15 protein-coding genes are annotated in these 14,686 nt (G+C 67.8%); 9 read left to right on the plus strand and 6 right to left on the minus strand.

The features are described 5' to 3' along the window. Positions 1-200: 200 nt before the first annotated feature. The gene (hemH, locus tag QLQ85_RS18225; protein ID WP_282740291.1) at positions 201-1,295 is read left to right on the plus strand and encodes a ferrochelatase; all 1,095 of its coding nucleotides are present in this window, start codon (positions 201-203) and stop codon (positions 1,293-1,295) included. Between the two features lie 27 nt (positions 1,296-1,322). Here hemH and QLQ85_RS18230 read toward each other — a convergent pair whose 3' ends face one another. From QLQ85_RS18230 to QLQ85_RS18255, 6 genes are read right to left on the minus strand one after another with little or no spacing between them, the layout of a single operon-like run. Further along, positions 1,323-1,715: a Na+/H+ antiporter subunit G gene (locus QLQ85_RS18230; protein WP_282722982.1), complete on the minus strand. Its 393-nt coding sequence runs from the start codon at positions 1,713-1,715 to the stop codon at positions 1,323-1,325. Positions 1,716-1,737: 22 nt separating this feature from the next. Further along, positions 1,738-2,007, minus strand: a complete 270-nt coding sequence (locus QLQ85_RS18235; RefSeq protein WP_282722981.1) for a K+/H+ antiporter subunit F — start codon at positions 2,005-2,007, stop codon at positions 1,738-1,740. Then, a complete protein-coding gene (locus QLQ85_RS18240) occupies positions 1,989-2,498 on the minus strand; it encodes a Na+/H+ antiporter subunit E (RefSeq protein ID WP_282740292.1) in 510 nt (169 codons plus the stop codon). Before QLQ85_RS18240 ends, QLQ85_RS18235 begins: the two co-directional genes overlap by 19 nt. Further along, the gene (locus tag QLQ85_RS18245) at positions 2,495-4,003 is read right to left on the minus strand and encodes a monovalent cation/H+ antiporter subunit D (protein ID WP_282740293.1); all 1,509 of its coding nucleotides are present in this window, start codon (positions 4,001-4,003) and stop codon (positions 2,495-2,497) included. Before QLQ85_RS18245 ends, QLQ85_RS18240 begins: the two co-directional genes overlap by 4 nt. After that, a complete protein-coding gene (locus QLQ85_RS18250) occupies positions 4,000-4,344 on the minus strand; it encodes a Na+/H+ antiporter subunit C (RefSeq protein ID WP_282740294.1) in 345 nt (114 codons plus the stop codon). Before QLQ85_RS18250 ends, QLQ85_RS18245 begins: the two co-directional genes overlap by 4 nt. Further along, positions 4,344-7,235: a monovalent cation/H+ antiporter subunit A gene (locus QLQ85_RS18255; protein ID WP_282740295.1), complete on the minus strand. Its 2,892-nt coding sequence runs from the start codon at positions 7,233-7,235 to the stop codon at positions 4,344-4,346. The genes QLQ85_RS18250 and QLQ85_RS18255 overlap by 1 nt, the downstream gene beginning before the upstream one ends. A 207-nt stretch (positions 7,236-7,442) precedes the next feature. Here QLQ85_RS18255 and QLQ85_RS18260 point away from each other — a divergent pair, with 207 nt between their 5' ends. From QLQ85_RS18260 to QLQ85_RS18295, 8 genes are all read left to right on the plus strand, one after another. After that, the gene (locus QLQ85_RS18260; RefSeq protein ID WP_282740296.1) at positions 7,443-9,773 is read left to right on the plus strand and encodes a putative monovalent cation/H+ antiporter subunit A; all 2,331 of its coding nucleotides are present in this window, start codon (positions 7,443-7,445) and stop codon (positions 9,771-9,773) included. Beyond that, positions 9,766-10,218, plus strand: coding sequence for a Na+/H+ antiporter subunit B (locus QLQ85_RS18265; protein ID WP_282740297.1), 453 nt, complete (start codon positions 9,766-9,768; stop codon positions 10,216-10,218). Before QLQ85_RS18260 ends, QLQ85_RS18265 begins: the two co-directional genes overlap by 8 nt. Continuing rightward, complete coding sequence (locus tag QLQ85_RS18270) at positions 10,206-10,553, plus strand: Na+/H+ antiporter subunit C (RefSeq protein ID WP_282740298.1); 348 nt, start codon at positions 10,206-10,208, stop codon at positions 10,551-10,553. The genes QLQ85_RS18265 and QLQ85_RS18270 overlap by 13 nt, the downstream gene beginning before the upstream one ends. After that, the gene (locus tag QLQ85_RS18275) at positions 10,550-12,067 is read left to right on the plus strand and encodes a Na+/H+ antiporter subunit D (protein WP_282740299.1); all 1,518 of its coding nucleotides are present in this window, start codon (positions 10,550-10,552) and stop codon (positions 12,065-12,067) included. Before QLQ85_RS18270 ends, QLQ85_RS18275 begins: the two co-directional genes overlap by 4 nt. Further along, positions 12,064-12,537, plus strand: coding sequence for a Na+/H+ antiporter subunit E (locus QLQ85_RS18280; protein ID WP_282740300.1), 474 nt, complete (start codon positions 12,064-12,066; stop codon positions 12,535-12,537). Before QLQ85_RS18275 ends, QLQ85_RS18280 begins: the two co-directional genes overlap by 4 nt. Before the next feature lie 11 nt (positions 12,538-12,548). After that, the gene (locus tag QLQ85_RS18285; RefSeq protein ID WP_282722971.1) at positions 12,549-12,818 is read left to right on the plus strand and encodes a monovalent cation/H+ antiporter complex subunit F; all 270 of its coding nucleotides are present in this window, start codon (positions 12,549-12,551) and stop codon (positions 12,816-12,818) included. Further along, the gene (gene mnhG / locus QLQ85_RS18290) at positions 12,811-13,215 is read left to right on the plus strand and encodes a monovalent cation/H(+) antiporter subunit G (RefSeq protein WP_282740301.1); all 405 of its coding nucleotides are present in this window, start codon (positions 12,811-12,813) and stop codon (positions 13,213-13,215) included. Before QLQ85_RS18285 ends, mnhG begins: the two co-directional genes overlap by 8 nt. Positions 13,216-13,376: 161 nt before the next feature. Beyond that, on the plus strand, positions 13,377-14,657 hold the full coding sequence (locus QLQ85_RS18295) for a lytic murein transglycosylase (RefSeq protein ID WP_282740302.1): 1,281 nt from the start codon (positions 13,377-13,379) through the stop codon (positions 14,655-14,657). Positions 14,658-14,686 lie beyond the last annotated feature (29 nt).

Consider the following 14,686-nt stretch of genomic DNA (forward strand, 5'->3'; position numbering starts at 1 on the left):
CCCCTTGTCGCTGCCCATCGTGCTTCCCGGAGGTACTGGCGGTATGCGAGTGTGCTGCGCTCGCATGCCGGGCCGGCTCGTGTAGCTGACCTCAAGCTGTACAAATCGAGTCGATAGTACAACTTTATCCGCCCTCCTCGTGCGCCGCCTGATAGACTGTCGCCACGCCCGTCAGCCAACGATCAGGAGGAGCACTGCGCATGACCACCCGTCAACTGGAGCAGGAACGGTTCGGACTGGACAGGCCCGGCAGTGGACGCCTGGCCCAGGCTCCGGCCGACCATCCGCCGGTGCCGCAGCGGAAGGTAGGGGTGCTGCTGGCCAACCTCGGCACGCCGGATGCCACCGACTACTGGTCGATGCGGCGCTACCTCGGCGAGTTTCTCTCCGACAAGCGCGTGGTCGACTATCCGAGCTGGAAATGGCAGCCACTGCTGCAGTTGATCATCCTCTCGCGGCGGCCCTTCAAGTCGGGTGAGGCCTATCGCGGCATCTGGAACAACGAGCGGGACGAGAGCCCGCTGTTGACCATCACCCGCGACCAGACCCGCAAGGTGGCCGAGGGGCTGCACGAGGCCCATGGCGATCGGGTGGTGGTCGACTTCTGCATGCGCTACGGCAATCCCTCCACCGACAGCGTGCTGCGCCGGATGCAGGCCCAGGGGTGCGAGAGGATCCTGTTCTTCCCGCTCTACCCCCAATACGCCTCGCCGACCACCGCCACGGCCAACGACCAGGCCTTCCGCACCCTGATGAAGCTCAAGTGGCAGCCCGCCCTGCGTACCGCGCCGGCCTACTTCGATCACCCGGCCTATATCGGTGCACTGGCCAACTCGGTGCGCGAGGCCTATGACGCGGCCGGGGCGCCTCCGGAGGTGCTGGTGGCCTCCTACCACGGTGTTCCCAAGCGCTTCCTGATGGAAGGTGATCCCTATCACTGCCAGTGCCAGAAGACCACTCGGCTGCTCAAGGAGCGCCTGGGCTGGGGCGATGACGCCATCGTCACCGCCTTCCAGTCGAAGTTCGGGCCCGAGGAGTGGGTGGGGCCGGCCACCGTGGAGCACGTGGCCGAGCTGGCCCGCCAGGGTCGCAAGCACATCGCGGTGATCTCGCCGGCCTTTTCGGCCGACTGCGTGGAGACCCTCGAGGAGATCAACGAGGAGATCAAGGCGAGTTTCCTGGCCGCCGGAGGTGAGCGGTTCACCTACATTCCCTGTCTCAACGACCGCGACGACCATATCGCCGCGCTGTTGGCGATCATCGGGAACGAGCTGGCCGGCTGGGTCGAGCCGTAAGCACCCGGGGCGGCCGGGGGTGGCCCCTCAGCCGTGCCCCCGTTCGGGGTGGGGCACCGGTCGATCGCCGATCTCCTCGTCGCGCAGCTCCGGCGGCCGGCCGCCGGTGTGGTCCTCGTGGCGCAACTGCAGGTGCAGCCCGGTCTTGGCCAGCAGGTGGGCGCTGACCGGGGCGGTGATGAACAGGAACAGGGTGATCAGCATCTCCTGGATGTCGGGCTTGCCTTCGGTGACCCAGAAGTAGAGCATCGAGGCGATCAGCATGCAGCCGATACCCAGGGTGGTGGCCTTGGTGGGGCCGTGCAGGCGCATGTAGAAGTCGCGCAGGTGGGCCATGCCCAGCGAGCCGATGAAGGCGAAGGCTCCGCCGGCGACCAGAAAGAAGGCGATCACGCCCTCGAGAATCACGTAATGGATCATCTTCCCTCCCTCCTCGGCGCGACTACTCGATGATGTCGCCGCGCAGCAGGTATTTGCAGACCGCCACGGTGCTGATGAAGCCGAGCATGGCGATCAGCAGCGCCGACTCGAAGTAGGTCTTGGTGTTGAGCCACAGCCCCATCAGCACGATCAGCGCGATGGAGTTGATGTACATGGTGTCCAGCGCCAGCAGGCGGTCGGGCATGTCCGGGCCCACGGTGAGGCGATAGACATTCAGCAGCAGGGCCATGACCACCAGGGCCAGGCTGATCTTCAGCGCGATGTCGAGCATTCGTAGATCTCCTTGAGCGGCTGCTCGTAGCGTTCGCGGATATGCGCGATGAGTGCCTCCTCGTCCTCCACGTTCAGGGCGTGGATCAGCAGTGTCTTGCCGTCCATGCGCAGGTTGGCCGATACCGTGCCGGGGGTCAGGCTGATGGTGTTGGCAAGCAGGGTGACCGTGAAGCGGTCTTCCAGCATCAGCGGGTATTCCACGAAGTGCGGGCGCAGGCGTCGCCACGGGTTGATGATCAACCAGGCGACCTCGAGGTTGGCGATGATGATGTCACCCAGGACCCGCAGCACGAAGCGCAGCAGCAGCCAGGGCCTGGCGACATGGGGCTGGGCGTCCCAGAAACGTGAGGTGGCCAGTGGGATCGTGACCGCGAGCAGCGTGCCCAGCAGGATATGGCCGAAGGCCAGGCTGCGCACCAGCAGCAGCCAGACGACCAGCAGCAGGATCGACAGCAGGGGGGTCGGGAGCCAGGGGCGGGGGCGGATCATGGGGCGTCTCCGGCAGTGGGCAGGAGCGAGTCGATGAGGATCGCCGGGCGCGCCAGCTGGTCGGCGGTGGCGCGGGTGTACTCGCTGACCGGACCGGCCAGGACCACCAGCAGCGGCGAGGCGCCCAGCAGCCAGGCGATCCCGAACCAGCGATACCGTGACAGCGGCTCGCCCGCGGGGTCGCCCCGGCTGCGCCAGAACAGGGTAGAGCCGGCACGTGACAGGGCGATCAGCGTGAATAGCCCGGTGACCAGCAGGATCGGCCACAGCCAGGAGCGCTGACCGGCGTCGGCGGCCTGGAGCATGAGTGCCTTGCCGATGGCCCCGGAGAGCGGCGGCAGGCCGGCCACCGCCACCGCGCCCAGGAAGAACAGGCCGGCCAGCCAGCCGCCCTGCCGCAGCGGCCGGCCCCTGACCAGGCGCGTGCCGGCCTTGCCGCGCTGCAGGCCGATCAGCTCCGCGAGCAGGAAGAGCCCGCCGGTGACCAGGGTGGTGTGCACCAGGTAGTAGAGCAGGGCGGCGGTGGCTTCGGGAGAGCGCATGCCGATGCCTGCCAGCAGGGTGCCCACCGAGACCAGCACCAGGTAGGCGACCAGCAGGCGAAGGTCCCGGGCGGCCAGCACCCCGATGCCGGCCGCCGCCAGGGTGGCCAGCGACAGCCACCAGACCCAGGGCTGCTCGAGGGCCGCGAGTGGCCCGGCCTGCTCGCCGAAGATCAGCGAATAGACCCGCAGGATGGCGTAGATGCCCACCTTGGTCATGATGGCGAAGAGCGCCGCCACCGGGGCCGGGGCCGCGGCGTAGGCCCGCGGCAGCCAGAAGTAGAGCGGCAGGATCGCCGCCTTGAGGCCGAACACCACCAGCAGCATCAGGGCGCCGGCGCTGACCAGGCCGGCCCGCTCGGCGGGCAGCTCGGTCAGGCGCACCGCCATGTCGGCCATGTTGAGGGTGCCGGTGGCGCCGTAGAGCACGCCCACGGCGATCAGGAACAGCGACGAACCGGCCAGGTTGAGCACCACGTAGTGCACGCCGGCCTGGATGCGTGCCTTGCCGCCGCCGTGCAGCAGCAGGGCATAGGAGGCCAGCAGCAGGACCTCGAAGAACACGAAGAGGTTGAACAGGTCACCGGTGAGGAAGGCGCCGTTGATCCCCATCAGCTGCCACTGGAAGAGGCCATGGAAGTTGCTGCCCTGCTCGTCGTCGCCGGCGCAGGCGAAGACCACGGCGCCCAGCGCCAGCACCGCGGTGAGCAGCACCATCAGCGCCGAGAGCCGGTCGAGCACCAGCACGATGCCGAAGGGCGGTTGCCAGTCGCCGAGCGCGTAGTAGGTGACCTCGCCACCCGCGGCACGGGCCACCAGGGCGATGCCCACCCCCACCAGTAGCAGTGTGGCGAACACGCCGACCAGGCGCTTGAGGCGCGTCTTCCCCCGGCGGCTGTACAGCAGCAGGATGCCGGCGACCAGCGGCAGCACGATGGGCAGGATGATCAGATGCTGCATCATGGGCGCTCCTCCCCGATTTCCTGCTTGCGCCCGTCGACGTGGTCATTGCCCGCCTCGCTGCGCGCGCGCATGGCCAGGATCACCACGAAGGCGGTCATGGCGAAGCCGATGACGATGGCGGTGAGCACCAGGGCCTGGGGCAGGGGGTCGGCATAGTCGGCCGCGCCGTCGACGATGGCCGCGCCGTCGGTGGTCAGCCCCCCCATGGAGAACAGGAAGAGGTTCACCGCGTAGGAGAGCAGGGTCAGGCCGACGACCACCGGGAAGGTGCGCCCGCGCAGGGTCAGGTAGAGCCCGCAGGCGGTCAGCACGCCGGTGGTGATGGCGTAGAGGCTTTCCATCAGGCTTGCTCCTTGTGGGGGGGAGTGGGCTCCTCGTGAGGACGGGCGAGTTCCTTGCGGGGGCCGGCGGGCTCCTTGTGGGGACGAGTCCGCACCGACTCGGCGGCGGGCTCCTTGGCCGGGCGATGGGGTGTGGTGACCTTGCCCAGGTTGGCGAGGATCATCAGGGTGGCCCCCACCACGGCCAGGTAGACGCCGAGGTCGAAGAGCATGGCGGTGGCCAGCTCGAACTCGCCCACCAGCGGCAGGTGGAAGTGGCCGAAGGCCGAAGTCAGGAAGGGGCGTCCGAACAACCAGCTGCCCAGGCCGGTGAGCGTGGCGATACCCACGCCGGCGACGGCCACCGGCTGGTAGGGGAAGTCGAGGCGCCGCTGGGTCCACTCCACGCCACGGGCCATGTAGAGCAGGATCAGTGCCACGGCGGTGATCAGGCCGGCGATGAACCCGCCGCCGGGCAGGTTGTGGCCGCGCAGGAAGATGAAGGCCGAGACCAGCAGGGCCAGGGGCAGCAGGGCCATGGAGATGGAGGTCAGGATGGCCGGGTAGCGGTCCGGCGACCAGACCCGCCCCTCGCCATCGCTGTGGGGCATGAACAGCCGCAGGCGGTTGAGCAGCTTGAAGATCGCCAGGCCCGCCAGGGCCAGCACGGTGATTTCGCCCAGGGTATCGAAGCCGCGGAAGTCGACCAGGATGACGTTGACCACGTTGTGGCCGCCCCCGCCGGGCACGCTGTTGTCCAGGAAGAAGCCGGAGATCGCCGCATTGTCGCGGGTCAGCACGGCGTAGTTGAGGCTGGCGACCACCATGCCCAGGGCGCCGGCCAGCCCCACGTCGCGCAGGTTGCGCATCGGCGAGGACTCCCGCGGCGTCCTCTGGGGCAGGAAGAACAGCGCCAGCATCAGCAGGATCATCGTCACCACCTCCACCGACAGCTGGGTCAGGGCCAGGTCGGGGGCGGAGAAGCGGGCGAAGGTCAGCGATACCACCAGCCCCACCACCGAGAGCAGCAGCAGCGAGATCAGCCGGTAGCGGTGGGTGGCCACGGTGCCGATGCCACCGAAGATCAGCAGGGCCGCCCCCAGGATCAGGATGCCGTCCAGCGGCTGGTTGCCCCGCTCGCCGGTGAGCACCGGCATGCCGACGAGGCCCAGCCCGCCCATGGCCAGGGCGGCCAGCAGTAGCAGGCTCATGTAGCGCTGCAGCGAGCCACCGTCGAAGTGCGCCACGGCGACTTCCGCGTATCGTCCCAGCCGCTGCAGGGCGGCCTCGAACACCAGGCGGGCGTCCACCGGGCGGAAACTCTTGATCAACTGCAGCAGCCGTGGGTGCAGCAGGTAACTCGTCACCCCGGCCACCAGGGCCGCCAGGCTCATCAGCAGCGGCAGGTTGATGCCGTGCCAGATCGCCAGGTGGAAGTCGAGCGGCTCGCGGAGTACCGCCCGGGCGGCCATGTCGAGTATCCCGGTGGCCAGGACGGCGGGGAAGAGGCCCACCAGTACGCAGAGTGCCACCAGCAGCTCGACCGGGGCGCGCATCAGCCGCGGCGGCTCATGGGGCGACCTGGGCGGGGCCTCGCGGGCCGGCTTGAAGAAGACGGCATGCACCAGGCGCAGCGAATAGCCCACCGAGAGGATGCCGCCGAGCGTCGCCAGCAGCGGCAGCAGCCAGCTCAGTCCGCCGAGCACCGGGGTGGCCAGGGTCTCGGTGAAGAACATCTCCTTGGAGAGGAAGCCGTTGAACAATGGCACCCCGGCCATGGCCGCGGCGGCCAGCGACATCAGCAGTGCGGTGACCGGCATGGCGCGTCGCAGGCCACCCAGCCGGCCCAGTTCCCGGGTGCCGGTCTCGTGGTCGATGATGCCCGCCCCCATAAACAGTGCCGCCTTGAAGGTGGCGTGATTGAGGATGTGGAAGAGCGCGGCCAGCACCGCCATGGGACTGCCGATACCCAGCAGCACCGTGACCAGCCCCAGGTGGCTGACCGTGGAGAAGGCCAGGATCGCCTTGAGGTCGGTCTTGATCAGGGCGAACCAGGCACCGTAGAGCATGGTGGTGATGCCGACCAGGGAGACGATCACCGACCACGCTTCGCTGCCGGCGATGGCCGGGTGCAACCGCGCCATCAGGAAGATGCCGGCCTTGACCATGGTCGCCGAGTGCAGGTAGGCCGAGACCGGGGTGGGGGCGGCCATGGCGTGAGGCAACCAGAAATGAAAGGGAAACTGGGCCGACTTGGTGAAGGCGCCCAGGAGTACCAGCACCAGCATGGCCGGGTAGCGCGGGTCGGCCAGGATGGCATCACCGCTGGCCAGCACCACGTTCATGTCGAAGCTGCCGGCCATGTCACCCAGCAGCAGTAGCCCGGCCAGTAACGCCAGCCCGCCGGCGCCGGTGACGGTCAGGGCCATGCGCGCGCCCTTGCGAGCATCGCTGCGATGCGACCAGAAGCCGATCAGCAGGAAGGAGGAGATGCCGGTGAGCTCCCAGAACAGCCACAGCAACAGCAGGTTGTCGGACATCACGATGCCGACCATGGAGGCCATGAACAGGATCAGGTAGGCGTAGAAGCGCCCGAAGGGCTCCTCCGGCGACAGGTAGTAGTGGGCATAGAGCAGGATCAGCAGACCGATCCCTACGATCAGCAGGTTGAACAGCAGCGAGAGGCCGTCCAGCCGGAAGGCCAGGTCGAGGCCCAGCGCGGGTACCCAGTCGACGGAGAAGCGCAGCGCTTCGCCGGCGGCGAGCGCCGGCAGCTGCGACAGGGTCAGCAGCAGGGCGATGGCCGGCAACACCGCGGTGGCCAGGGAACAGTCGCGGCGCCCGCGGCCGGCGCTGAGCGCCGGCACGAGTACGCCGAGCAAGGGCAGCAGGGCTATCCACAGCAATGTCATCGATCGGTCATCCTGGGCGACTCCGTTAGCAAAGGGCGTTAGCTGAAAGGCCCACCAATGGCATTCGACTGCACACTTTACCGCAAAGGAGCGCTTATCGCGCCCTCCTTGCCTTTCAACACCTTGTGTCTATAGAGTTGATGCTTCGAACCCGTGGTGGTCACGGCGACAGCGCCCCGGCCGCTCGGAACGACGGAGGGACGCCTTATGCAACTGGCCGTGCTGGGAGGCTTCGTGGTGGCGGGCATGGCGCCACTCCTGCATCGCTGGTTCGGCGCCAGGACACCCCTGGTGATGGCGCTGCTGCCCGCCGCCCTGGCCTTCTGGCTGCTGGGCCAGTGGCCGACCATCGCCGCCGGTGAGGTGTTGCTGCTGGAGTGGGCCTGGGTGCCGGGGCTGGAGATCACCCTGACCTTCCTGATCGATGGTCTGGCCTGGCTGTTCGCCCTGCTGATCACGGTGATCGGCGCCCTGGTACTGGTCTACTCCGGCGACTACCTGCGCGGGCATCGCGACCTGCCACGCTTTCTGGTGGTGATCACCGCCTTCATGATGTCGATGCTCGGCCTGGTGCTGGCCGATAATCTGGTGACCCTGTTCGTGTTCTGGGAACTCACCAGCATCACGTCCTATCTGCTGATCGGCTTCAACCATACCGACCTGTCGGCCCGCAAGGCGGCGCTGCAGGGGCTTCTCGTCACCGTGGGCGGGGGCCTGGCCCTGATCGCCGGCTTCGTCATGCTGGCCGTGGCCGGCGACAGCTGGTCGCTGACCGAACTCGCGACCCGCGGCGAGGCGTTGCGCGCCCATGCGCTCTACACCCCGCTGTTGATCTGCGTGCTGATCGGCGCCTTCACCAAATCGGCCCAGTTTCCCTTTCATTTCTGGTTGCCCAACGCCATGGCCGCCCCCACCCCGGTCTCGGCCTACCTGCACTCGGCGACCATGGTCAAGGCCGGCATCTACCTGCTGGCCCGGCTGCACCCGGCCCTGGGCGGCACCGAGGTCTGGGGCGTCACGCTCTCGCTGGTGGGGGCGCTCACCATGATCACCGGCGCCTTCCTGGCGATCCGCCATACCAACATCAAGAAGCTGCTGGCCTACTCCACGGTGATGGCGCTGGGGACCCTGACCATGCTGCTGGGGATCGGTACCGACGGCGCCCTGGTGGCCTTCGTGGTCTTCCTGCTGGCCCACTCGCTCTACAAGGGGGCGCTGTTCCTGGTCGCCGGCATCCTCGACCACGAGACCGGTACCAAGGATGTCACCGCCATGGGCGGACTCTGGCGCACCATGCCGTTGGCCACCGCCGTGGCGATGGTCGCCGGCCTGTCGCTGGCCGGCTTGCCGCCGCTGCTGGGCTTCCTCGGCAAGGAGCTGATGTTCGAGTCGGTGCTCGAGGCCGGCGCCTATCGTCCCCTGATCCTGCTGCTGGCCTTCGTGGCGGCCTTCCTCACCCTGGCGGTGGCGGCCATCGTCGCCTTGCGGCCCTTCTTCGGAGTACCGAGACAGACCCCGAAGGTGCCCCACGAGGCCGCGTGGGGCATGCTGGTCGGCCCGGCGCTGCTGGCGACGCTGTCGCTGCTGGCGGGGCTGGCGCCGGGCGTGCTCGATGGTCTGGTGGCGGCGACGACGGTGGCCATCGGCGCCGGCGAGGCGTCGGTACACCTGGCCCTCTGGCATGGGGTCAACCTGCCGCTCATGCTGACGCTGGCGAGCCTGCTGCTGGGCGGCCTGGTGTTCCGTCACTGGGACCGCCTGCGGGGGCGACTGGGGTGTCTCGAGCCGATCATCGCCCGAGGCCCCGAGGCCGGCTACGAGGCGCTGATGCGGGGGGTGGTCAGGGTGGCCGAGTGGCAGACCGGCATGCTGCAGAACGGCTATATCCGCAACTACCTGGTGATGACGCTGCTGGTGTTGTTGGGCCTGGTCGGGCATGCGCTGTTCTTCCGCCACTCGCTGGATTTCGCCCTGTCCCTGGACCTCTACTTCCACGAGGCGGTGGTGGCGGGCCTGATGGTCGCCGGTGCAGTGGCCGCCTGCGTGATGCGTTCGCGCCTGGCGGCAGTGGCGGCGTTGGGCATCATGGGGTTCTCCATCGCCCTCGCCTTCGTGCTCTTCAGCGCCCCCGACCTGGCGATCACCCAGCTGCTGGTGGAGACCCTGACGGTGATCCTGCTGGTGCTGGTGCTGTTCCGGCTGCCGCGCTTCGCCACCCTCTCCACGCCGCTCGAGCGCCTGCGTGACCTGGTGGTGGCGGCCCTGGTCGGCGGCATGGTCACCCTGCTGATGCTCTCCGTGCTGGGCGGTGAGCGCCTGCCGCGGATTTCCGACTACATGGTTGCCAACAGCCAGCCACTGGGTCATGGCCATAACATCGTCAATGTCATCCTGGTGGATTTCCGGGCCCTCGATACCCTGGGCGAGATGTTCGTGCTGGCGCTGGCGGCGATCGGGGTCTATGCGATGCTGCGCTTCCATGCCGGGGAGTATGACGCCAGGCATCCCGCGTCCCCACCGGAGAGAGACGATGGTTAGATCCGGCACCCTGATCCTCAACGTGGCGGCGCGCCTGCTGCTGCCGCTGCAACTGCTGTTCTCGCTGTTCCTGCTGCTGCGTGGCCACGACGAGCCGGGCGGCGGCTTCATCGCCGGCCTGGTGGCGGCAGGCGGCTTCGCGCTCTATCTCTTCGCCTATGGCCGACGCGCCATGCACGCCATGCTCAAGGTGTCGCCACGGGACCTGGTCGGCATGGGGCTACTGCTCGGCGTGGTCTCGACGCTGCCGGCCTGGTGGTACGGCGACCCCTTCTTCACCGCCCAGTGGTGGACAATCCCGATCATCGGCTACAAGGCATCGACACCGCTGATCTTCGACATCGGCGTCTACCTGGTGGTCCTGGGGTCGGTGCTGACGGCGATCACGGCGCTGGTGAAGACCGACCACGAGGACGACGCCAGGGAGGTCCCATGGAGCCGCTGATGGCCGTCGCGATCGGCATCCTGTTCGCCGCCGCCATCTACATGATGCTGCGGCGGTCCATCGTCAAGCTGGTGATCGGACTGATGCTGCTCTCCAACGCCGCCAACCTGCTGATTTTCTCCACCGCAGGCATGGTCCGCGGGGCGCCGCCGCTGGTCCCTGCGGGGCTGACTGCACCGGAGGGGGTGGTGGCCGATCCCTTGCCCCAGGCCCTGGTGCTCACCGCCATCGTGATCGCCTTCGGCGTGCTGTCGTTCGCCGTGGTGCTGGTGCGTCGCGCCTGGGAGATCGTGCGGGCCGATGACCTGGACAAGATGAAGGATACCGACACGTGATTCCGCAGATCGCGCTGCCCATCCTGATTCCGCTGCTGGCGGGCGCCGTGTCGCTGGTGTTCTGGCGCTCCCGGGGCATGCAGCGGTTCGTGGCCGTGGCCGGTACCGGGGGGCTGCTCGTCACCAGCCTGTGGTTGCTGGCCACGGTCAGGCGCGACGGCATCCTGGTGATGCAGATGGGCGACTGGCCCGCCCCCTTCGGCATCAGCCTGGTGGCCGACCTGCTGGGCGTCATCATGGTGGTGCTCACCGGCGTCATCGGCTTCGCGGTGGCGCTCTACTCGTTGGCCACTATCGGCCGCGGCCACGAGGCCTACGGCTACTTCCCGCTGATGCACCTGCTGCTGGCCGGGGTCGCCGGGGCCTTCCTCACCGGTGATATCTTCAACCTCTATGTCTGGTTCGAGGTGATGCTGGTGGCCTCCTTCGCGCTGTTGATACTGGGCAGCGAGAAGGCGCAGATGGAGGGGGCGATCAAGTACGTCACCCTCAACCTGCTGTCGTCGGTGATCTTCCTGGTCGCCGTGGGCCTGCTCTACGGCATGGTCGGCACCCTCAACATGGCCGATATCGCCCGTCGCCTGGCCAGCCTGGAAGACAATGGCATGGTCGACGTGCTGGCGATGATGTTCATGGTCGCCTTCGGCATCAAGGCGGCGGCCTTCCCGCTGTTCTTCTGGCTGCCGGCCTCCTACCACACGCCGCCGGTGGCGGTCTCGGCGCTGTTTGCCGGCCTGCTCACCAAGGTGGGGGTCTATGCGCTGTACCGGGTGTTCACCCTGATCTTCCATCACAGCCCCGGCTATACCCACGAGATACTGCTGTGGGGCGCGGGACTGACCATGCTCTCCGGGGTGCTGGGCGCGGCGGCCCAGTTCGAGTTCCGGCGCATCCTGTCGTTCCACATCGTCAGCCAGATCGGCTACATGATCCTGGGCCTGGCGCTGTTCACCCCCCTGGCGATCATCGGTGGGGTCTTCTACATCATGCACCACATCATCGTGAAGACGAACCTGTTCCTGGTCAGCGGCATCGTCCACCGGCTGCGTGCCAGCTACGAGCTCAAGAAGCTCGGCGGCTTCTACCGCTCGCATCCCTGGTTGGCGGTGCTGTTCCTGATCCCGGCGCTATCGCTGGCCGGCATGCCGCCGCTCTCCGGGTTCTTCGCCAAGTTCATCGTGATCCGTGCCGGCATCGAGGCCGAGGCCTATGGCGTCACCTTCATCGCCCTGCTGGTGGGACTGCTCACCCTCTATTCGATGATCAAGATCTGGGCCGAGGTGTTCTGGAAGACCACGCCGCCGGAGGGGGATGTCGATCCCTATCCTGAGGTCAGCCAGCGAGAGCTCTGGCTGATGACGGCACCGGTGATCGGCCTGGCCCTGTGTACCCTGTTCATCGGCCTCAACGCCGGGCCCATCCATGCCCTGGCCGAGGCCTCGGCCGCCGAGCTGCTCGATCCGGAGCGCTATATCGAGGCCGTGCTCGGCACGGGCGGGGAGACGACACCATGATCGGGGCCGCCTGGAACCTGCTGCTGGGCTTGGCCTGGATCGTGCTGACCGGCGACTTCAGTGGCCGCAACCTGCTGGCCGGCCTGCTCTTCGGCTACCTGGTGCTGGCACTGATCCAGCCCCAGGTGCCGGCGCTGGCCGGCTATGCCCAGCGCCTGCCGCGGCTGATCCGCTTCGTCGGCTTCTTTCTCAAGGAGCTGCTGCTGGCCAACCTCAAGGTCGCCTTCGATATCGTCACACCGCCCTGGTACATGAAGCCGGGGGTCATCGCCATGCCGCTGCGGGCGCGCACCGAGTTCGAGATCGCCTTCGTCGCCAACCTGATCTCGTTGACGCCGGGCACCCTGAGCCTGGACGTCTCCGACGACCGCCGCGTGCTCTACATCCATGCCATGTTCCTCGATGACGAGGAGGAGCTGCGGCGCGGCCTGGCGGAGCTCGAGCGCCGTGCGCTGGAACTGTTCCATTGAGAGGGGGCCCCATGTCGATCGTGATCCTGTTGAGCCTGGTGGTGATGTCGCTGGCGCTCTGCCTGGCCTTCGTGCGCCTGTTCCGCGGCCCCAGCCTGCCGGACCGGGTGGTAGCCCTGGAACTCTTCTCCTCGATGATCGTGGGCATCATCGGGGTGGTGGCCATCGCCACCGACGTGCCCAGCCTGCTCGACGTGGCCATCGTCATGGCCCTGATGGCCTTCATGGCCGCCATCGGCTTCGCGCGCTTCCTGGAGCGGGGAGGGCCGCGGGATGATTGAGATGCTCAAGGGCGGGTTGATACTGGCCGGGGCGATCTTCATGTTCCTGGCGGCGCTGGGCGTGCTGCGCCTCCCCGATCTGCTGACGCGCATGCACGCCACCACCAAGGCGGCGACCCTGGGGGCCACCCTGATCATGCTGGCGGTGGCGCTGCACTTCGCCCAGGTGGCGGTGGTCGCCAGGGCCCTGGGGGTCATCCTCTTCATCATGATGACCGCGCCGGTGGCGGCCCACGTGATCGGCCGGGCCGGTTACTTCGTCGGCGCCAAGCTGTGGAGTGGCACGGTGAAGGACGAACTGCGACCCAATTACGATCCGCTGACCCACGAACTGAAGAGCGGGCTCGAGACCGAGGCCAATGCCAGGCATCAGCCCAGGGAGACCGACCCGTCCTGAGGGCAGGAAGGAGCGCGAGGCCACCCAGGGGTGGCCTCCTGCGTGATGGGCCCGGCAGGGCGTGACGGAGAGATGATGGCGGACGTCGATGCTACTGGCCTGGATGAGCTTTCTGCGCGATGATCGATGCCGGATGATTGCCAAGGAAAGCAGGAGTGACGATGCGCAGGATTCTTTCCACTTCCGTGCTGCTGGCGCTGCTCGCCGGCTGCCAGAGCAGCCCGACCACCGAGGCCAGCGCCGCCGATCGCGACGCCGAAGGTGCCGAGGCGGCGGCGGCCCCGTCGCCGGCTGCCCCCGAGGACGTGGCCGAGGTCGCGCCGCCGTCGGATTTTCCCGGCTGGTTGACCGGCTTCCGGCGTGACGCCCGTGCCGAGGGCATCAGCGAGTCGACCCTAGCCCGTGCCCTGGACGGTGTTCGCTACCGTTCGCGGGTCATCGAGCTCGACCGCTCCCAGCCCGAGTTCGTGCGACCGATCTGGCAGTATCTCGACAGTGCCGTCTCCGCCCAGCGGGTGACCCAGGGGCGGGAGAGGCTCTCGGCGCACCGTGATACGGCTCGTCGCATGGAGCGACACTACGGTGTTCCGGCCGAGGTGATCGTGGCCATCTGGGGCATCGAGAGCAACTACGGTAGCAACTTCGGCGACTTCTCGACTCTCGATGCCCTGGCCACGCTGGCCTTCGATGGCCGCCGCCGCGATTTCGCCCGTGGCGAGCTGCTGGCCGCGCTGCGCATCCTCGACCAGGGCGACATTGCCCCCGAGCGCATGGTCGGTTCCTGGGCCGGTGCCATGGGCCATACCCAGTTCATCCCCTCGAGCTTCGAGAGCTATGCGGTCGACGGCGACGGCGACGGGCGCCGCGATATCTGGGGCAGTATCCCGGACGTGATGGCCTCCACCGCCAACTACCTGGCGCGGGCCGGCTGGCAGTCCGGGGAGCCCTGGGGGGTGGAGGTGCGCCTGCCGGAAGATTTCGACCATGCCCAGACCGAACTCGCTACCCGTCACTCGAGCCAGGAGTGGGCCGACCAGGGGGTGCGCACGGTAAGCGGTGAGCGGTTGCCCGAGTTCGCGGCGGCCTCGGTGATCGCCCCGGCCGGGGCTCGCGGGCCGGCCTTCCTGGTGGGGCCCAACTACCGGGCCATCCTGCGTTACAACAACGCCGCCAGCTATGCCCTGGCGGTGGGCTCCCTGGCCGACGAGATCGCCGGGCGCGAGGGCGTGGTGCAGGGGTGGCCCCGCGACGAGCAGCCGCTGATGCGCAGTCAGGTACGCGAGATGCAGCAGGCGCTGAATGCCCGCGGCTTCGACGTGGGTACCCCGGACGGGATCATGGGGCCCAATACGCGGCGTGGCCTGAGGGCCTTCCAGCAGTCGATCGATGTCACCCCGGACGGCTTCGCCACCGTTCGTCTGTTGGAGTGGTTGAAGCGGTGAAGGATGATGGCACCTGGCCGGATGCAGCC

Source organism: Halomonas kalidii, from assembly GCF_030010475.1.
GTDB lineage: Bacteria > Pseudomonadota > Gammaproteobacteria > Pseudomonadales > Halomonadaceae > Halomonas > Halomonas heilongjiangensis.

Coding starts and splice junctions, on each gene's coding strand:
- QLQ85_RS18260 (WP_282740296.1), top strand. CDS start 7,443: ATGCAACTGGCCGTGCTGGGAGGCTTCGTGGTGGCGGGCATGGCGCCA.
- QLQ85_RS18285 (WP_282722971.1), top strand. CDS start 12,549: ATGTCGATCGTGATCCTGTTGAGCCTGGTGGTGATGTCGCTGGCGCTC.
- QLQ85_RS18255 (WP_282740295.1), bottom strand. CDS start 7,235: ATGACATTGCTGTGGATAGCCCTGCTGCCCTTGCTCGGCGTACTCGTG.
- QLQ85_RS18265 (WP_282740297.1), top strand. CDS start 9,766: ATGGTTAGATCCGGCACCCTGATCCTCAACGTGGCGGCGCGCCTGCTG.
- QLQ85_RS18270 (WP_282740298.1), top strand. CDS start 10,206: ATGGAGCCGCTGATGGCCGTCGCGATCGGCATCCTGTTCGCCGCCGCC.
- mnhG (WP_282740301.1), top strand. CDS start 12,811: ATGATTGAGATGCTCAAGGGCGGGTTGATACTGGCCGGGGCGATCTTC.
- QLQ85_RS18235 (WP_282722981.1), bottom strand. CDS start 2,007: ATGCTCGACATCGCGCTGAAGATCAGCCTGGCCCTGGTGGTCATGGCC.
- QLQ85_RS18240 (WP_282740292.1), bottom strand. CDS start 2,498: ATGATCCGCCCCCGCCCCTGGCTCCCGACCCCCCTGCTGTCGATCCTG.
- hemH (WP_282740291.1), top strand. CDS start 201: ATGACCACCCGTCAACTGGAGCAGGAACGGTTCGGACTGGACAGGCCC.
- QLQ85_RS18295 (WP_282740302.1), top strand. CDS start 13,377: ATGCGCAGGATTCTTTCCACTTCCGTGCTGCTGGCGCTGCTCGCCGGC.
- QLQ85_RS18245 (WP_282740293.1), bottom strand. CDS start 4,003: ATGATGCAGCATCTGATCATCCTGCCCATCGTGCTGCCGCTGGTCGCC.
- QLQ85_RS18250 (WP_282740294.1), bottom strand. CDS start 4,344: ATGGAAAGCCTCTACGCCATCACCACCGGCGTGCTGACCGCCTGCGGG.
- QLQ85_RS18230 (WP_282722982.1), bottom strand. CDS start 1,715: ATGATCCATTACGTGATTCTCGAGGGCGTGATCGCCTTCTTTCTGGTC.
- QLQ85_RS18280 (WP_282740300.1), top strand. CDS start 12,064: ATGATCGGGGCCGCCTGGAACCTGCTGCTGGGCTTGGCCTGGATCGTG.